Source organism: Verrucomicrobiales bacterium (genome assembly GCA_016793885.1).
GTDB lineage: Bacteria > Verrucomicrobiota > Verrucomicrobiia > Limisphaerales > UBA11320 > UBA11320.
Window position 1 is genome coordinate 19,436 of sequence record JAEUHE010000031.1, and the last position, 15,930, is coordinate 35,365.

Genomic DNA, 15,930 nt, shown 5'->3' on the forward strand with positions numbered 1-15,930 from the left:
CGTCGATGGGTCGAGGTGTGACGAGCAGGCCGAAGGTAGTGACCAGGCCGGCCAAAGCCCGGATGTCAGTGAGGTGATGTCTCGAGCTGAGCAAAATGAGGACAGGCAAGACCAGATGAACATGAGCACCAAGCCGCTTCCAGGAATCGCGACCCTCAACGGGGGTCTCCTACTCTCCATCCTTCTGGCCATCCCACCGGAGGAGGTGCCAGCCGCGACAACCCCCAACCCGCGTTCCATGGAGGTTCAGGTAATCGAGGAGGCCACCGGCCAGCCGGTGGCCGGCGTCGTCGTGCTGTCCCCCTACCACCAGAGCCTACTCCAGGATCCCACGAACTCCTCAGCCTCGCTGCCTCACACCGACCAGAACGGCAAGCTTCGACTCACCATCCCCGAAGCGTTAACCCCACCCGGCCAATTCTATCTGGCGATTCAGGCTTCCAACTATCCCGCGCTCAATTTGAATTGGTCCTCGCCGACCGGCGGGCCGATCCGCGACCGACTGCCAGCTTCGCATGTTGTTCGACTTCCCCCCCGGTCGACCGTCGGAGGCTGGGTCCGCGACTCCCAAGGACGCCCCGTCGTGGGCGCCAAGGTGATGGTTTGGGGCTACGACCAGAATGGAGCGAGCAGCCCAACGCCGAACGGACTTCAAATCTTCCAACAGTTTCATCTCCCCCGCGAACCCCACCGGGCGGTGGAGACCGACCAAGAGGGGCGTTGGAGGTTCGACCGCTATCCCTCCGGGCTTACCTTCCTCACCATGGATGTCATCCAGCCCGGAGGCGCGTTAACTTCTTTCGTCACTCCCAGTTCCCAGAACTTCGGCCTGATGCCCCGCGGAAGCTCCATCGACCTTGAGAGTCTGTTGAACACGAACGCCACTCTGGTCCTCAAGCCTGGTTTCACCCTGCGCGGTGTCATCACCGACTCCCGAGGAACCCCTGTTCCGCACGCCATTATTCAAGAGCAGATCGGCATGGACATGGCTTTCCACCCGACGCAAGCCACGAACGGGTTGGACGGAAGATTCGAGCTGAAAGACCGGAGCTACCGACGCGGGCTCCTGAGGGTCGCCGCCCCGGGCTATGCCCTAGCCTTGCACTCGGTGGAGCCGAAACCCGAGGCCGGCGAGATTCGAATTAGCCTCCAGCCCCAGAAACCCATTCGAATCCAAGTACTGACCGCGGAAGGTCAGCCCGTGGGCAGCGCCCGGATCAGCACAATCCCTCATCGGTCGGGAGTCTATGCTTCCTGGGAAGCGACGACGGACCGTCAGGGTTCGGCGACCTGGACCAACGCGCCTCTCGAGGAACTGTTCTTCTGGATCAGCTGGCCCCATCAGCCTCAGCCCCGCTCGATCAAGGTGCCCGTCGACCAACGCGAGCAGACCGTTCGAATGCCGGCCGGATCCAACGCCGTGGCTTACCTCAAGGTTCGCGCTCAGGACGAGGACTCAGGCCAGCCACTGGCGAACTTCACTGTCAAACGTCGTCAATACGCTGGAATGCCGTCCCAACCATGGGGCGAAGGAAAACAAGGGGAGTTCACGGGACAACTCAGCCCCTCTGATCCACAGGGCGGCATGGGCGAAGGTTGGCTGGTCGACGTGGAGGCACCTGGGCATTTGGCGTGGAAAAGCGAGATGATCTATGCCGATGCCGGCGACCAGGAGATCGCGGTGCGGCTTCGAAAAGCCGTCCCCCTGACTGGGCGGGTGCTTCAGCCCAGCGGCCAACCCGCCAGCCAAGCTAGCCTAATCCTGAATACTCAGGACTGGGGCGTGTATTCGCACCAACCTGGGGTTTTTCAGGCATCGCAAGGTGCCGTTTCCGCAAAGTGTGACATGAACGGCAACTTCAGCTTGGCTCCCTCCGTCGAAGACCGCTGGGTCGTGATCACTCACTCGACGGGATTCTTCTCCGCGCGCCTGTCGGAACTCCAGAAGAACTCCACCGTAACTCTGCAAGCCTGGGCACGGGTCGAGGGCATCCTTAAGATCGGGGGCAAGCCGGCGAAATCAGCCCCCGTGAGCGTGCGGACGCCGCTCGTTCGTGAAGGGTCCATTCCCTACCAGGCAACGTACAGCCAAGCCACCGATGCCGCAGGGCGGTTCGTTTTCACCAACCTTCCCCCCGGGAACTATCTCTGGTACCGTCAACCCCGGCCGATCATGGGCGCACCCGTGGTGGAAAGCCATCCCTTCCCCTTCGACCTGAAGCCCGCCGAGGCCAAGACGCTGGAATTACCGACTGGCGGTCGGATCGTGCAGGGTGCCTTCCAAACTTCGGACGAGGTGGACTGGTTCAATGATGCTCATACGCTTCAGCTCAAGATCCCACCTCCGCCCGATGCCCCGCTCTACAATGATTTTACCAACCCCAAAGAATTTGAAGTGGCGCGAAAGGCCTATGCGGATTCGCCCGAGCTTAAAGAGTATCAGCGACAAGCCCGCCAATACCAGCTGGAGATGGACTCTACCGGAGGCTTCCGAATCGCCGACGTCCCGCCGGGAACCTATCTGTTGAAAGTCAACCTGACTCAACCTCCGCCGCCGGGTCAGCACCGCATGTACAATGCACAATCCATCGGCGCACTCGAGAAGGAGGTCATCATTCCCCCGGGAGAAGGCCTGGTCGACCTGGGCGAATTCGATCTTGCAGTTCGAAGTCCAGGAACCAAGCCCTCGGCCCCGCTGGATCTGCCCTTGCTCACGAGCGATGACAAACCCATGAAACTCTCCAACCTGCGCGGCAAGCCGGTGGTGGTGACGCTCTGGGCGGATTGGGCTTTAGGAGCGCGGGATCATCTCAAAAAGGTCGACACCGCGCGCGGGCAGCTACAAGTGAGCAATGAGGTGACGTTCGTGGCCGTCAACCTCGATGAGGACCAAGCTCGGGCCTCGGCTGCGCCCACGGGTGTTGACCACCAGTGGACGCTGGCCCGCGCGCAAGGCCGCGATCGGCTGACCTGGATCGATCAAGTCGGTTTCAACACCCTGCCGCTCACGCTGGTCCTCGATGCCAAAGGCCGGATCGTAGCCCGGGACGTCGCACCCGACCGATTAAAGTCCGGCCTCGTTCGTGCGCAGAAACGATCCTCGATGCCCTAGCCCTTCACCCCCAACTCTTCCCCTTATGAATGCTTCATCCCAATTCTACCTTCGCCGACCGAAGCGATGGCAGGCTACTCTTGCCCTGGCAGCGGCGTCGCTCTGCTGGCTCGGAGCAGGCCCGAACGCGCGGGCGGGAACTCCCCTGGACGTCCGGGGACTGGTCACCGGGGCCGACGGCGACTTCATCGAGGGCGCCGCAGTGTATGTGTTTACGGCACAGCCCAAGGATGGAAAATCCATCGTCTGCCCAAGCTGCTACCCCGATTGCGCCAAACATACCCAGACCGATACTTCGGGAAAGTTCGTGTTGTCAGGTCTCGATAGTGACCTCGATTTTCGTCTGCTCGTGGTCGCGAAGGGACATCTGCCTCGCTACATACGAAACGTGGATCCCGAGGCCGGCAGCGTTGAGGCCAGTCTCAAACCCATCACCTTTCCCAAAGCCCTGCCCGAACATCGCATTGTCGGCAAACTGCTGGATCCCGAAGGAAAGCCACTGGCGGGAGCGATTGTCGAGGTGGAGGGCGCACGTTACGGTCAGTACAGCTACACTTCAGCGAAGAACCTGGCGGATCCCATCGCTGCCACCGATGCCCATGGAGAGTTCCTGTTCACCTGCAAGTCCGACCTGAAGGGCCTTTTGGTGACCCTGAAACCTCGGGGCCTGGCTCGAGAAAAGATGTGGCTGGATGTCGGAAAATCCTACCTGATTCCGGTCAAAACAGGGGTAACCGTCACGGGACGACTGCTCAATGGCCAGCGGCCCATGTCCGAGCTCACCCTCGACATGTCCACGCAGGAACGCAGCATGGAAAACTACCTCGCCAACCTGGAGATCGCCACCGACGAGGAAGGGCGATTCAAACTGGAGCATGTGCCGGCTAGACGGAGCTTTTGGATCACCACGCAGATGAAGGAAGTAATCAGCCTCGGAGCGACGCTCGCGCCACACGCTTTTGTGACAGGCGACAACGGATCGACCGTGGATTTGGGTGACCTCGCCATGCGACCCTCACTTTCCATTAGCGGAAAGGTAGTGATGTCCGACGGCAAGCCGATTCCCGAGAAGACCAGGCTGAGCTTCTCGCTCGAAGATTCCAACGATTCCGCTCAGGTCACGATCGAAGAGGAAGGCGATTTCGAGATCCGAGGAATACCACCGGGCCGCGCCAGCCTCTGGCTACGCATCCCGGGGTATCGCCTGTCAGCAAAGAATCCGAACAAGGATTGGCTGAACGACGGTCGTCTCCTGGGGGTAGTGTCGAAAAATCTGGAAGACTTCACCATCCACCTCGAGCCGGGCGAACGCTTCGATCAGAACGACGCCCCTCCCGACTCCGAACGATATCCCCGCGACAAGCCCTTGCAGGGAGCGCCTGCGAAGTAGGGCATCCATCGAGCCAAGAACTCAGCTAGATGGGTCCTTAGAAGGTGACGAGTCATCCGAGGAATCCGTGGTTAAAACCGCCGTTTTAGGTTCCTCTGGAATCGGTCTTCTCTGCGCCTCTTCCCGTCTCTGCGGTGCATATCAGTCCCGTTGGGTCTCTTGGCTGAGTTGCGGGTCCACGTCACTCAGGACTCTTCACCTCGAAGAGCGGGCCAAGCATCTTCTTTCCCAAGGGCTGATCAGGTCGCACACTAAGAAGACGATCGTAGAGCAATCGCGCCCGCTGCGGATCCGCCTGAGCCATTACTTGGATGACGCTGATGAGTCGAGCGTACGACGCCGTGAAATACAGGCTAGCCTCGGCGGATTTGAAATACAGCTCGACCGCCTGCTTGAAGTCCCCGGACGCCTCCTGGCTCAGCCCCCGTAAATAGTGATCCCTCGCCAGCACGAACGACCGAACCAGCCCTTCCTGTTGAAACGGCTGCTCACTCGCCGCATCGCGAGATGTCGCCAGGGTTCGAGCGCAATCGTCCAACAGCTGAATCAATGTGGAGGAGGAGGGCGCGCTTGAGCTCGTAAGGCTTCGTGGCGCAAGAAAGGTAACCCGCGGAAACTCATCCCGATTCAAGGCGCCCGACCCCGCCAACTGGGCAAGCTGCCCTGCCCCAGCCAATCGACATCCGATCAGCTGAATCGCGTTCTGGAACCCGGCGCTGCGCAACTCGGTGGCATCGGCCGACCGAAACCGTTGCTCCACCTGCCCCATCCAGTCCACCGAGGGATCCTCCATTCGCCCCACCAAACCGAGAACCGGAATATCCACGTTGAAATGCAACAACCAGGCCTCACTCTGACGAAAGACGCTCTGGAAAGTCCGCAACACCATCTTCCAGGTCGCGGCATCCATCTGATGCAGTGGCAGCCACTGGCAAACCAGACCGCCCGGCCGAAGCCTATTGCGCAGGCTCTGGAAATGCTCCTGCGTGTAGAGCGATCCGCTGCCATCCTGAGCCGGATGAAACAAATCCGCTACGATCACATCATAGGTTTCAGAAGTCACCTGGACGAACCGCCGAGCGTCCGCGGCATAGAGCGTCACGCGCGGATTCTTCTGCGGTGCCAGGTTCTGCGGCTCGAACAGTGGCATCATCTCCAAGATCTCGGGCACCAGTTCGACGCCGTCGATTTCCAGCTCCGGGTAGGTCGTCGCCGCTCCCAGAGTGATCCCGGTTCCCGGGCCCAGAAACAGTGCCCGGCGGGCCTGCGGGTGGAGCAAGAGGGGAAGATGGGCTTGCCGCCGCTGCGCCACCACCGCCGCCGTCCCTCCCATCTGGAATCGGTTGTTGAGCCGAAGCGTGCGCTGACCCGCCGCATCTTCGACCACCGACACCATGCCCATCGCTCCCGCTCGCGTGGCCACCACAGTGGAACCTGGCGGCCGCTCTACCAACCCGAGGTCCGGCGGGGAAAGCAACAGAAGCATCCAGCTCACTGCTGCAGCTCCCCACGACCAGGTGCGAAAGGAAGGGGCCAGGAGCAGATAGCCCAGTGCGAGAACGGCGAAACATCCTAGGAAATTCACGCTCGGCAATAGCACCAAGCCGAAAACAACTCCGGCTAGCGCGCCGCCAGCATAGTTCAAGGCCACCGCACGGCTCGGTGTGCTTCCGGCAGCTCGTGCCATCGAAACCCACTGCACAAACAAGCCACCCATGACCAAACACGGGATCAAGAAGACTCCCGCCGCCAAGGTCAGTTCGGCCAAAAGGACACCGGTCAGTCCTTCCCCGGTCCACCGATGCACCTGTCCGTACACGGATTTGGATCGGGGAAGAAACAGGGCGGCCAAGATCAAACCCAATGCCACCCAGGCAAACAAATGGGACAGCAACCGAGGAGCGGCCAGGCGAAACTCGATCCAGCGATGATAGGCTGCGGCGCCCACCGCGGTCGCCACTAGATACACAGCCAATGCGGTCGCGAAGGAGTAGATCGTGTTCTCAAAGATCTGCGACAAGGCTCGGATTCCCACCACCTCCACTCCCAGCCCGAGTAACCCCGTGAGAAACAGGGTGCTCAATAGCCGCCGCCGCGACACCGGGGCTCCCCCCGTCACCCGCTGAGCCCGGGCAGAGGAGCGGGCGGGGATTGGTTTCGTCGCACACTCGACACGTACCAGCCATCCCGCCACCGCGGCACACATCAAGTTCACAGCCCCGCAGGCAACCAAGCTCCACCACAACCCCAGGGCGGGCATCACCACAAACGCGGTTAGCAGACAACCCAGGAAAGCCCCGAAGGTGTTGAAGGCATAGGCGGCACCCAAGCCGCCTGCCGAGGTCCCCTGCCGAGGATTTTGAACCATGGCCTCCATGGCAGGAAGCGTCGCCCCCATCGCCACCGTCGACGGCAATAGAATGAGGAGGGGAGCCAGAAAACTCAGGCCCCATTGAACCGTTTGCCCCGGATCCACCCCCATCCAGCCGCCCACCATCCGGCACCAAGGCAGCACCACGAAAGCCGAGAGAATGGCTCCGAGTCCGATCGCCAACTCCAGGCAGGCATAGCCGCGCAGAGGGGACCAGTCTGACGGCTTTAAACTCCAAAGGGCGCTACCGAGCGCCAGTCCCAGCATCACCGTCGTGACCACGGAAAGGACCGATGGCACTTCATGGCCCAACCCGATGGCGAACAGCTTAGCCCAGGCGACTTGGGCTCCCAAGCTTCCCAAACCCGACCACAAGAACAGCCATGGCAGCAAACGAGGCATGGTGGGAGAACGAGCGTCTGGCCAGTCCGAGGGCTGCCCTCGAGTTCGGCTTACCAGGACACCGATTCCAGATACTTCAAGCTTTCAGGAATCTGCGCCTCGACGCTGGGAGATTCGTCCTCAATGAAGTAATGCTTCACCCCAGCGCGACGAGCCGCCTTGAGGATTTTGGGCCAATCCATCTGGCCCTGGCCCAGAGCCACGTCGTTGGTGACATCAGACTTGCCGGTAAAGTCGCCTTTCACCCCGCGCTTCAAATCCTTCAGGTGAAGCAACTGCCACCTCTTCGGGTACTTCTTGAGCCAGGCCACCGGGTCTTGCCCCGGGTGGACCACCCAGAGCACATCCATCTGGTAGGCCACCAAGGCGGGCTCGGTCTCCTTCATCAACAGATCCATGAACGTGATGTCGCCAAACGGACGAAACTCATAGCCATGACAATGATAGAAAAACTGGATGCCCTGCTTTTTAAGGACGGCCCCCGCCTGATTGAAAATCCGGGCGGCATCGCGACATTCTTTCTCATCAAACTCGCCGTCGTGGGGAATCCAAGCACAGCCTGCGTACTTCAGTCCCAACGCCTTGGCATCCCGTGCCACGCCTTCCGGGTCGTTCTTGTAACGCTCAAAGGGGAAATGGCCGCTCACCGGAAGCAACCCAGCGGCATCGAGCATGGCTTTGAACTTCTCTGGGGAAAGGTTGTAGGTGCCAGCCAACTCAACCTCTTTGAATCCGAAATTCTTCACTTTTTCAATCGTGGTTGGAACGTTCCGAGTGAATTCCGCGCGCAAGCTGTACAATTGCAACCCGATAGGACCTTTGAAACTGTCGCCGATGCCGGGGGAGCGGGCGGCGGATGAAGCCAACGGGAGACAGGTCAGGAGGGCGGCGACGGCCGCGAACGACCACTTGGATGCGAAGGACTGGTTCATGGATCGATTGAATCCAAGAATCGGTCCGAAGGGAATCGAGAAATGAGCCGGAAGGCTCTGCGTTGACTTAGGACATTTCTGCCGCCATAGTAACTCGCAGCGCATGATTCTTGACATCTCTAACCTCCTGGACCGATGGGACTATCGTCCTGGCGAGGTGATGGTGAGGAAAATTAAAGGCAAGGACCGAAAGACCAAGCTCCAGCTGCGGGTGGACTTGGGGATTCTCCAAATGAACCTAGAGGGCCGCCCCGACGGCAAGCGCCCTAATGGGTTCGAATCCTTTTATGAGTTCCTGCTGAGCAGGCTCGACGAGCATGTCATGGCCCATGGGACCGACGACACCTTCAAGCTCTCGCCCGATGCCTGCACGCGCCTTCACCTCGAGGCACTTCAGTATCATCACCGATACATCTGCCTGCTCCAACTGGAGGAGCATCAAGCCGTCGAAAGAGACTGCCTGCGCAATTTAGGCGTCTTCGACTTTGTGGCGCGCTACGCGAGCTCCGGCGAGATGGCCTGGAGTCTGCAACAATTTCGTCCGCAATCGCTCATGATCCTGACTCGCGCGCGGGCAACTCCGCTGCTCCGCGGCAAGCATCCCGGCAAAGCCATCGCCGAAATCGAGTCAGGCATCCAGATGCTCAACGAGTTCTATACTGAAATGGATCGCCAGGATCTCCGCGACCACAGCCTGGAAATCGAGTCTTTGGAAAACTGGCTGAACGAGGTTAAATCCATCCCGACCTCGCGCCGGAAACCATCCAAGCGGGAGCAACTGGAGCAGCAGTTGTCGGAAGCGGTCACGAATGAAGATTACGAACGCGCCGCCCGATTGCGGGATCAGATCCGGAGCCTACGCGTTAAGGCCCCCAAGAAAAGCTAGCGCCGTCCCTCTCCACCATGTCACTCCAGGACCAAATCAGTCAGGAAATCAAGTCGGCCATGCTGGCCAAGGACGCCGCCCGGTTGTCGACGCTGCGACTCCTTAAATCAGCACTGGGATATCTCCAGATCGAGAAGAAGCAGGACGCCCTGGGAGATGCTGAAGTGGTCAGCGTGGTGCAGAAGGAGATCAAGAAACGACGCGATTCCATCGAGCAATACCAGGCCGCCGGCCGGGCAGAACAAGCCGCCCACGAGACTGCCGAGATTGCGGTGCTCGAAGTGTTCTTGCCCAAGGCGCTCGCAGCGGAGGAACTGGAAGCACTGGTGCGAACCACAATTGCCGAGGTCGGGGCCACTTCTAAGAAGGAGATGGGCGCCGTGATCAAGGCGGTCCAAGCCAAGGCGGCCGGTCGGGCCGATGGCAAGAGCATCAGCACCCTGGTGGGTAAGCTGTTGCCCTAAGAAAACGCCTGGTAGCGCATCGCTTCAGCGCCGCGTTGGCGCACGTAGGCTTGGATCTGGTCGGCGACCTGCTGCAGATCGTCGGTGATCGTCACCAACTTCAAATCTTCCGGATCGATGAACCCGGCAGGAACCAGCGTCTTCTCGATCCATTTCATCAGTCCCTTCCAATAGGCCGTCCCCAGCAGAATGACCGGAAACCCCTCGATCTTCCGGGTCTGCACCAAGGTGAGCACTTCGAAGAACTCATCCAGGGTCCCGAACCCTCCAGGCAGATAGATGAAGGCACTGCTATACTTCACCAGGCAAACCTTCCGGGAGAAGAAGTAATGGAAATCGATCTGGATGTTGGCGTAGGGATTCTGCACCTGCTCTTGGGGCAGCTTGATGTTCAATCCAATCGATTTACCGCCCGCTTTGGCTGCCCCGCGGTTGGCGGCCTCCATGATTCCCGGACCTCCGCCGGTGATGATGGCAAATTCGCGCTTGGCCAGGGTCTCCGCCATTTTCATGGCTAAGCGGTACTCTGCCTTGGAGGGCTTCGTCCGCGCCGAGCCAAAGATGGTCACCGCGGGTCCGATGGTGGACAGCCGCTCGAAAGAATCGACGAACTCCGCTAGGATTCGAAAAATTCTCCATGGTTCTTCGTGCGTGCTGGTTGAGATCGGTGGTTCCACGGAGCGCAGCCTAAAAGCACCCCCACGGACCGATCAATGCGAATCCGAAAAACTCCAACATGACAAACCTCGAATCTTCCGATAAGACAGCGCGGTGAAACGTACCGAACCATTCCGATTGGGCATCCTGGGGTCCGGCAAAGGCTCGAACATGCTATCCATCTCCGATGCCTGCGCTTCGGGCATGATCCCGGCCGAAATCGCGGTGGTGATCAGCGATATACCCGATGCGGGTATCTTGCAGCATGCCAAAAACCGGTTTCTTCCCATGGAATACATCCCGCCGGGGAACTTTCGAACCAAACTGGATGAGGTATCTGAGCGTCTCTACATTGATCGACTTAAGGCCGCCAAAGTAGATCTGGTGGTGCTGGCCGGGTTTATGCGCATTCTGAAGGGCAATTTCCTGAATGCGTTTCCTCAAAAGGTCATCAACATTCACCCCTCCCTGCTCCCGTCCTTTCCCGGTTTGGAAGCTTGGAAGCAAGCCTTGGACTACGGGGTCAAGTTTACCGGCTGCACGGTGCATTTCGTGGATCAGGGGATCGACAGCGGCGCGATCATCGGCCAAGAGACGGTGCCGGTCATGGACACCGACACCTACCAAACGCTTCACGAGCGAATCCAATTCGCGGAACGCCGGCTCTACCCGCAGGTCGTGGCGGCGATGGCGCGCCGGGAGGTCAGCGTCGCCGGACGGAAAACAACCTGGCGATCCTGAGTCAACCGCAACGATGTTAGGGACGCCGAACCTGCTGAAGCAGGAACTCCATGTGCCGAAGGGCCGGTCCCCCGTACGGAGTTGATCGCGAGGCGGTCCGATGAGATTTATAGTTCCTTCGTCCGCCTTCAGGCGCTTCCCTCAGATCGGCGGTCGAGGCAGGCTTTCAATCCGTCAGCTAACGAGCGAATCAACCCACCTTCATTCCCACAGCAGCCGATAGAAACGCACGGGATCCTCACCCACCCGGTCCTGAACTTCCACTTCCGATGCCCGATTGGTAATCGACCTCCAGGCGGTCCAGTCAACCAAGTTGCTCGAAACTTGAACCTGCACCACCTGTCCGGTCGGGGCAATCGCTCGGAAAGTCAGGCCGGTTTCTTGAAGGACTGAAAAACTCTTCAGGCCGAGCTCCACGAACTGGGCCGTAAGCACCACATTGGAGGTCATCTGCAGAATCAAAGGCAGCTCGGTCGAATTCCGATCGCCACTCCACCCACGAAAACGTGAGCCGCTGGCCGGAAATGCTTCCACCCTAACTTCCGTCCCCGCTTCAAACGACGATTGCTGAGGCATCCAGCGGACTTCCCCTTGCCCTTGCGGAATCACGGTGAGCGAATAGGTGTTGTCAGCCAGTGGCGAGAACAGTGCCGAGAGGGTCGGTACCGGCCCATTGATGGTAAAGGTCAGAGGATTGGTCTCCCCATTGGCAATTCCTCCCCAGAGAGCAAAGAACTGTCCGGGCCCCGGGATCGCCGTAGCTCGGATCACCTGGCCACGGGCGTAAGCTGGGGATGCCGGCTCCAGTTGAATGGAACCCAAGCCCAAATTCGTGGTGGTCAATACAGTGCCAAACAACGCCTCTACCTCACGAGCCCGATCCATCGTGACCAGAATCACTGGGTTGGTGCCCTCCGCATCACCCGACCACCGCAGAAAGCTCCACCCTCGAGCCGGCTGCGCGGTCATCTGCACCACGGTCCCCAATGGATACACTCCACCGGACGGACGAACGGTAACGACCCCGTCGCGCACGGGAGCCAAAACCAAGGGATACGATCTGAAGATGCGCACCAGAACCGGGTCGCTGACCCCGGTGGTGTAACCAGGAAGCGCCGCTGAAGCACGAAGAGTTGTCGTTTGGGTGAGGACAATGGGTGAGGTGTACACGCTCGCATTGGTGCCCGGAACCGAGCCATCCAGGGTGTAGCTCATGGACGCGCCGACCAGGCCGGACGAGAGCATCACGCTCACGGAGGTCACGTTCGAGAAGGTGAATTCCGTCCCCGCAACGCCATCGATCGAAAAGCGGGGCGGGCTCAGATGAAAACGGATGGGGACTGGGTCCGATTGACTCGACGTCAAGGACCGGTCGTAAGCGATGGCGCGAACCACGGCTGAGGTGGTTACCAGAAAAGGACCCGTGTATCGAAGGGAACCCTGGTTCGGAATGGACCCGTCGAGACTGTAAAAGAGAGACGCTCCCGGAAGGTTCACTTCCAAGGACACCTCAGCAGAGGCGGCGTTGGTCAGATCGATACCCGTCGTCAGCAACCCACCTACTCTTACCTTGGGCAGTGGAAGTCCAAAAACGTTGAGATAGGCGGGACTGCTGGTGGCACTCCCGAATGCGTTAGTGACCATCAGTGAATAGAGGCCCGACTGAGCCGGAGCCACATCCAGCAGCCGCAGGGTGGCATTGGTGGCATGTGGAACCGGAACGGTCTCGTTGAAGAACCACTGATAGTGAAGCGGCTCGGCCCCGACGCTCTCAGTCATCAATTGTGCTTCCGCGCCAGGAGAGACCGTCAACCCCAGGGGTTGCACGATCATCAAAGGTGCGGCGCTCACCAGCGCCGCAAACGCATCCGTGCCGCCGCCGGTAGTGAGATTGATGCGATCCAATTCCACCTTCGCACCGAACCGACCCGCGAGGTAGCAGGAGTCCAGCGGACCCGCAGCCAAAGCCAAACCAACGTCCGTTCCGGTACCTCCCAAACGGCGGACCCACTCCAGGCTGCCGTCGGAGCCATAGCGGGCCAGAAAGGCGTCGAAGTTTCCGGCGCTCACCACCTGATTTGTCTCGAAACTCGCCGTCCCCAAAAACTGCCCGGCCACAAAGACATGACCTCCTTGAGCCGCCAATCCGCGAGCATCACTCCCCCCGAAAGTCCGCACCCAGCCAAAGTTACCCTCGCTGTCGTAACGAGCCAGGTAGGTGCGATTCCCGACTCCCGCCGCCACCAACTCTCCAAACGTTGCGTCCCCACGAACAGTGCCGGTGAGATAAATGCCCCCCTCCGAATCCACACTCAGGGCGTTGGCATAATCCTGATCTTCCCCACCAGCCGATCTCACCCATTTCAAATCTCCAGCCGAGCTGTATTTGGCAACAAAAAGGTCCACGTTTCCCCTCACCTCCTCCGTAGTCTCACCAAAGCGGGCCTGCGCCCCGTGGTAACCACAAATGAGCACGTCACCGGACGGATCGATCGCCAGTCCATAGCCTACGTCGACACCCGGTCCGCCGGCCACGCGAACCCACAACAACTCCCCGACCGGACTGAACTTCGCCAGGAACAAGTCGACGCCCCCGCGGTTGGTCAGGGAGGCGCCGTCGATGGAGGCTCCATTTTGAAAATGTCCGGTGAAGTATCCGTTCCCCGCTGTATCCACCGCCACGGCGTAACCTCGGTCATCGCCAGGACCTGAAAGACCCCGCGCCCAGAGGCAACTGCCATCCGGATCATAGCGGGCCAGGAAGGCATCGTTCCCAGCCGCATTGGTGAGTGTCTGAGCTCCAAACGACGCAACAGACTGAAAGTAACCCGTGACCCAGGATTGCCCGTCCGGCTCCGCCGCTACTCCCAGCGCCGCATCCTGACTGGGTCCTCCGGCTGACCTCACCCAGAGCAGATCGCCATTGCGGTCGTAGAGGGCCAGAAAGGCTTCGAACAGCCGGGCGTTGGTGAACTGATTGACGGAGAAGGAAGCCGCTCCCGAAAAATACCCCGCCACATGCAACTGACCAAGGCCATCCACCGCCAGCGCCGTTGCCTGGTCGTCGGCCAGGCCGCCGCCAGAAACGGCCCAGTGAACGTGATAGCCTCCCGGATTGGCCGCCTCGATGGCCGACGGCCTTAACACCCCGATCACCCAGCACAAGATCCAGACCCATCCCAACCCAACCAACTCGCGACGCCCCGGCCAAATGAAACCTGCCGAGGAACGACCGTGAGGGCCGGGAAGGCGGCGAAGTTGAAACGAAGAAACCGCTGGGGCGTGGGCTTCCGTGCTCATGACGGAGAGGAGGATAGATCGCCTGGCCACCCGGGTTCTAGGCAAATGAGCATGTGCCGCTCCGGCAACCACAACGCTGAACCTAAAAAGGAGAATGGAACCACGGATTGCTCGGACACCTCACTTTTCTCAAAGGGACTGCGATCCCCCGCTAAGGAATATCACAACCCCTTCCTGATCCGTGTCATCCGTGAAATCCGTGGTGAGTCCATTGCCAGTTTTAGGGCAAACCCGATCCGCACGCCGGACGAAAAGAAAAAAGGCGACCTGGCTTGCGCCAAGTCGCCTTCGGAAAGAGATACCGTCGAGGGGTTTCCGGTCAGTTCAGAACAACTCCACGGCGTACGAACGTGGGGATGTCCAAATCCTGGCCGTGGATGATAGTGGGCTCGCTTTTCTCGAAACGTCCTTTCGAGACAATTTCCAAATTGAGCGTCCCCTGCTTCCAAACATTGCTTTTCCGGCGGCCGCGGCTCGATGACTGATTGGCCATCGCTTGGATCATCTCGGGGCTGCTATCGGGAGGAGGCGCCACGAACCGAGAAGGGGCGCGCACCTGATCCTCCAGACTCTCCTGCCGCAACAGAGGCTCGTCCTGATCGGACGCCGTTGTCCGAGTAGGCTGGGGCGGGAAGGGAACCACGGTCGAGGCGATCTCCGCACTGGGGGACGGCTGCACTGCCGCTTCCTTATTGGCTACCGAAGCCACCAGGGTGACCGCAATCCGATCCTGATAACCCTCTTCGATGGCGGCCCCCATGACCAGCAGAGCCTGCTCCGCGTGCCGACGGATCTGCTCGAGGATGTGGTTGACATCTCGCAATGCCAGTTCAGGCCCGCCCACGATGCAGACCAAAATCTGAGAGGCCTCCGCCAGACGGTTGCCGCCATCCACCAACGGATGGGCTAGCAGCTTCTCCAACGTTGTTCCCACCCGATTTTCTCCCCGCGACTCGACCGAGACCAGCGAGCTCTCGGCATGATGACCGCGCAGAACGGCACAGACATCGGCAAAGTCGACATTGATAAGGCCTGGGCGCGACAGCAGCCGCCAGAGTCCGCTAACCCCCTGCCCCACCCACTCGTTCGCGAGCCGGAAAGCGTCCAACAAACTCGTTCGCTCATCGATGAGCCGGAGCACCTCCTGGTTAGGCAGACAGATCACGGTGTCGGCGCAGCTCTTCAACCGCGTCAATCCCTCGACCGCACGGTGTTGCCGCGGCCGCCCTTCACAGTCGAAGGGCAGAACCACGATGCCGATCGCCAAGGCTCCCGTTTCCCGGGCCACCCGAGCCAGGACCGGGGCAGCACCCGTTCCGGTTCCACCCCCCATTCCGGCAATGATGAACACGACATCGGCGCCGTCGCACAACTGCCGCAGCAAAGCCAGATCCTCTTCGGCTGCAAGCCGGCCCCGTTCAGGATCCCCGCCGGCTCCCAGCCCACGCATGGAGCGCTCTCCAATCACAAAACGCCGTTCCAAGCTGGTTCGGGCCAAGGCAGCGGCGTCCGTGTTGATGAGCACGAAGTCCACACCTTCCAACGGCTGAATGGCCAATTGGCTCACGGCATTGCAACCCGCGCCGCCCACGCCGATCACGCGCAATTGGAACACCCGTCGCGCAGGCACCGTCCCAGAGATATCCATAGTCAGTTAGCTCCTGAAGTCGGAAGG

General features: G+C 60.1%; 10 protein-coding genes. 5 read left to right on the plus strand and 5 right to left on the minus strand.

Going from position 1 to position 15,930, the window contains the following annotated elements:
* Positions 1-121: 121 nt before the first annotated feature.
* Positions 122-3,112: a hypothetical protein gene (locus JNN07_03845; protein MBL9166849.1), complete on the plus strand. Its 2,991-nt coding sequence runs from the start codon at positions 122-124 to the stop codon at positions 3,110-3,112.
* 25 nt (positions 3,113-3,137) lie between these two features.
* Positions 3,138-4,502 carry a hypothetical protein gene (locus JNN07_03850; protein MBL9166850.1) on the plus strand — a complete coding sequence of 455 codons (1,365 nt, stop codon included), beginning with the start codon at positions 3,138-3,140 and terminating at the stop codon, positions 4,500-4,502.
* A 181-nt stretch (positions 4,503-4,683) separates the two neighbouring features.
* Here the strand turns inward: JNN07_03850 and JNN07_03855 are convergent, their stop codons facing one another.
* On the minus strand, positions 4,684-7,275 hold the full coding sequence (locus JNN07_03855) for a hypothetical protein (protein MBL9166851.1): 2,592 nt from the start codon (positions 7,273-7,275) through the stop codon (positions 4,684-4,686).
* Positions 7,276-7,325: 50 nt separating this feature from the next.
* The gene (locus tag JNN07_03860) at positions 7,326-8,207 is read right to left on the minus strand and encodes a sugar phosphate isomerase/epimerase (protein MBL9166852.1); all 882 of its coding nucleotides are present in this window, start codon (positions 8,205-8,207) and stop codon (positions 7,326-7,328) included.
* Between the two features lie 103 nt (positions 8,208-8,310).
* Between JNN07_03860 and JNN07_03865 the strand changes: the two genes are divergently transcribed.
* Together JNN07_03865 and JNN07_03870 are read left to right on the plus strand one after the other, a co-directional pair.
* On the plus strand, positions 8,311-9,093 hold the full coding sequence (locus JNN07_03865; GenBank protein MBL9166853.1) for a UvrB/UvrC motif-containing protein: 783 nt from the start codon (positions 8,311-8,313) through the stop codon (positions 9,091-9,093).
* Positions 9,094-9,110: 17 nt separating this feature from the next.
* Positions 9,111-9,557, plus strand: coding sequence for a GatB/YqeY domain-containing protein (locus tag JNN07_03870; GenBank protein MBL9166854.1), 447 nt, complete (start codon positions 9,111-9,113; stop codon positions 9,555-9,557).
* Here JNN07_03870 and JNN07_03875 read toward each other — a convergent pair.
* On the minus strand, positions 9,554-10,234 hold the full coding sequence (locus JNN07_03875) for a TIGR00730 family Rossman fold protein (protein MBL9166855.1): 681 nt from the start codon (positions 10,232-10,234) through the stop codon (positions 9,554-9,556). The genes JNN07_03870 and JNN07_03875 overlap by 4 nt on opposite strands.
* Positions 10,235-10,328: 94 nt before the next feature.
* Here JNN07_03875 and JNN07_03880 point away from each other — a divergent pair, with 94 nt between their 5' ends.
* On the plus strand, positions 10,329-10,955 hold the full coding sequence (locus JNN07_03880; GenBank protein MBL9166856.1) for a phosphoribosylglycinamide formyltransferase: 627 nt from the start codon (positions 10,329-10,331) through the stop codon (positions 10,953-10,955).
* A 201-nt stretch (positions 10,956-11,156) separates the two neighbouring features.
* Here JNN07_03880 and JNN07_03885 read toward each other — a convergent pair whose 3' ends face one another.
* Together JNN07_03885 and ftsZ are read right to left on the minus strand one after the other, a co-directional pair.
* Complete coding sequence (locus tag JNN07_03885) at positions 11,157-14,255, minus strand: chitobiase/beta-hexosaminidase C-terminal domain-containing protein (GenBank protein ID MBL9166857.1); 3,099 nt, start codon at positions 14,253-14,255, stop codon at positions 11,157-11,159.
* A 319-nt stretch (positions 14,256-14,574) separates the two neighbouring features.
* Positions 14,575-15,903, minus strand: a complete 1,329-nt coding sequence (gene ftsZ, locus JNN07_03890) for a cell division protein FtsZ (GenBank protein MBL9166858.1) — start codon at positions 15,901-15,903, stop codon at positions 14,575-14,577.
* Positions 15,904-15,930 lie beyond the last annotated feature (27 nt).

Excerpts from the sequence above, each read along its gene's own strand:
- JNN07_03865 (MBL9166853.1), top strand. The coding sequence starts at position 8,311 with ATGATTCTTGACATCTCTAACCTCCTGGACCGATGGGACTATCGTCCT.
- ftsZ (MBL9166858.1), bottom strand. The coding sequence starts at position 15,903 with ATGGATATCTCTGGGACGGTGCCTGCGCGACGGGTGTTCCAATTGCGC.
- JNN07_03870 (MBL9166854.1), top strand. The coding sequence starts at position 9,111 with ATGTCACTCCAGGACCAAATCAGTCAGGAAATCAAGTCGGCCATGCTG.
- JNN07_03855 (MBL9166851.1), bottom strand. The coding sequence starts at position 7,275 with ATGCCTCGTTTGCTGCCATGGCTGTTCTTGTGGTCGGGTTTGGGAAGC.
- JNN07_03845 (MBL9166849.1), top strand. The coding sequence starts at position 122 with ATGAGCACCAAGCCGCTTCCAGGAATCGCGACCCTCAACGGGGGTCTC.
- JNN07_03860 (MBL9166852.1), bottom strand. The coding sequence starts at position 8,207 with ATGAACCAGTCCTTCGCATCCAAGTGGTCGTTCGCGGCCGTCGCCGCC.
- JNN07_03885 (MBL9166857.1), bottom strand. The coding sequence starts at position 14,255 with ATGAGCACGGAAGCCCACGCCCCAGCGGTTTCTTCGTTTCAACTTCGC.
- JNN07_03850 (MBL9166850.1), top strand. The coding sequence starts at position 3,138 with ATGAATGCTTCATCCCAATTCTACCTTCGCCGACCGAAGCGATGGCAG.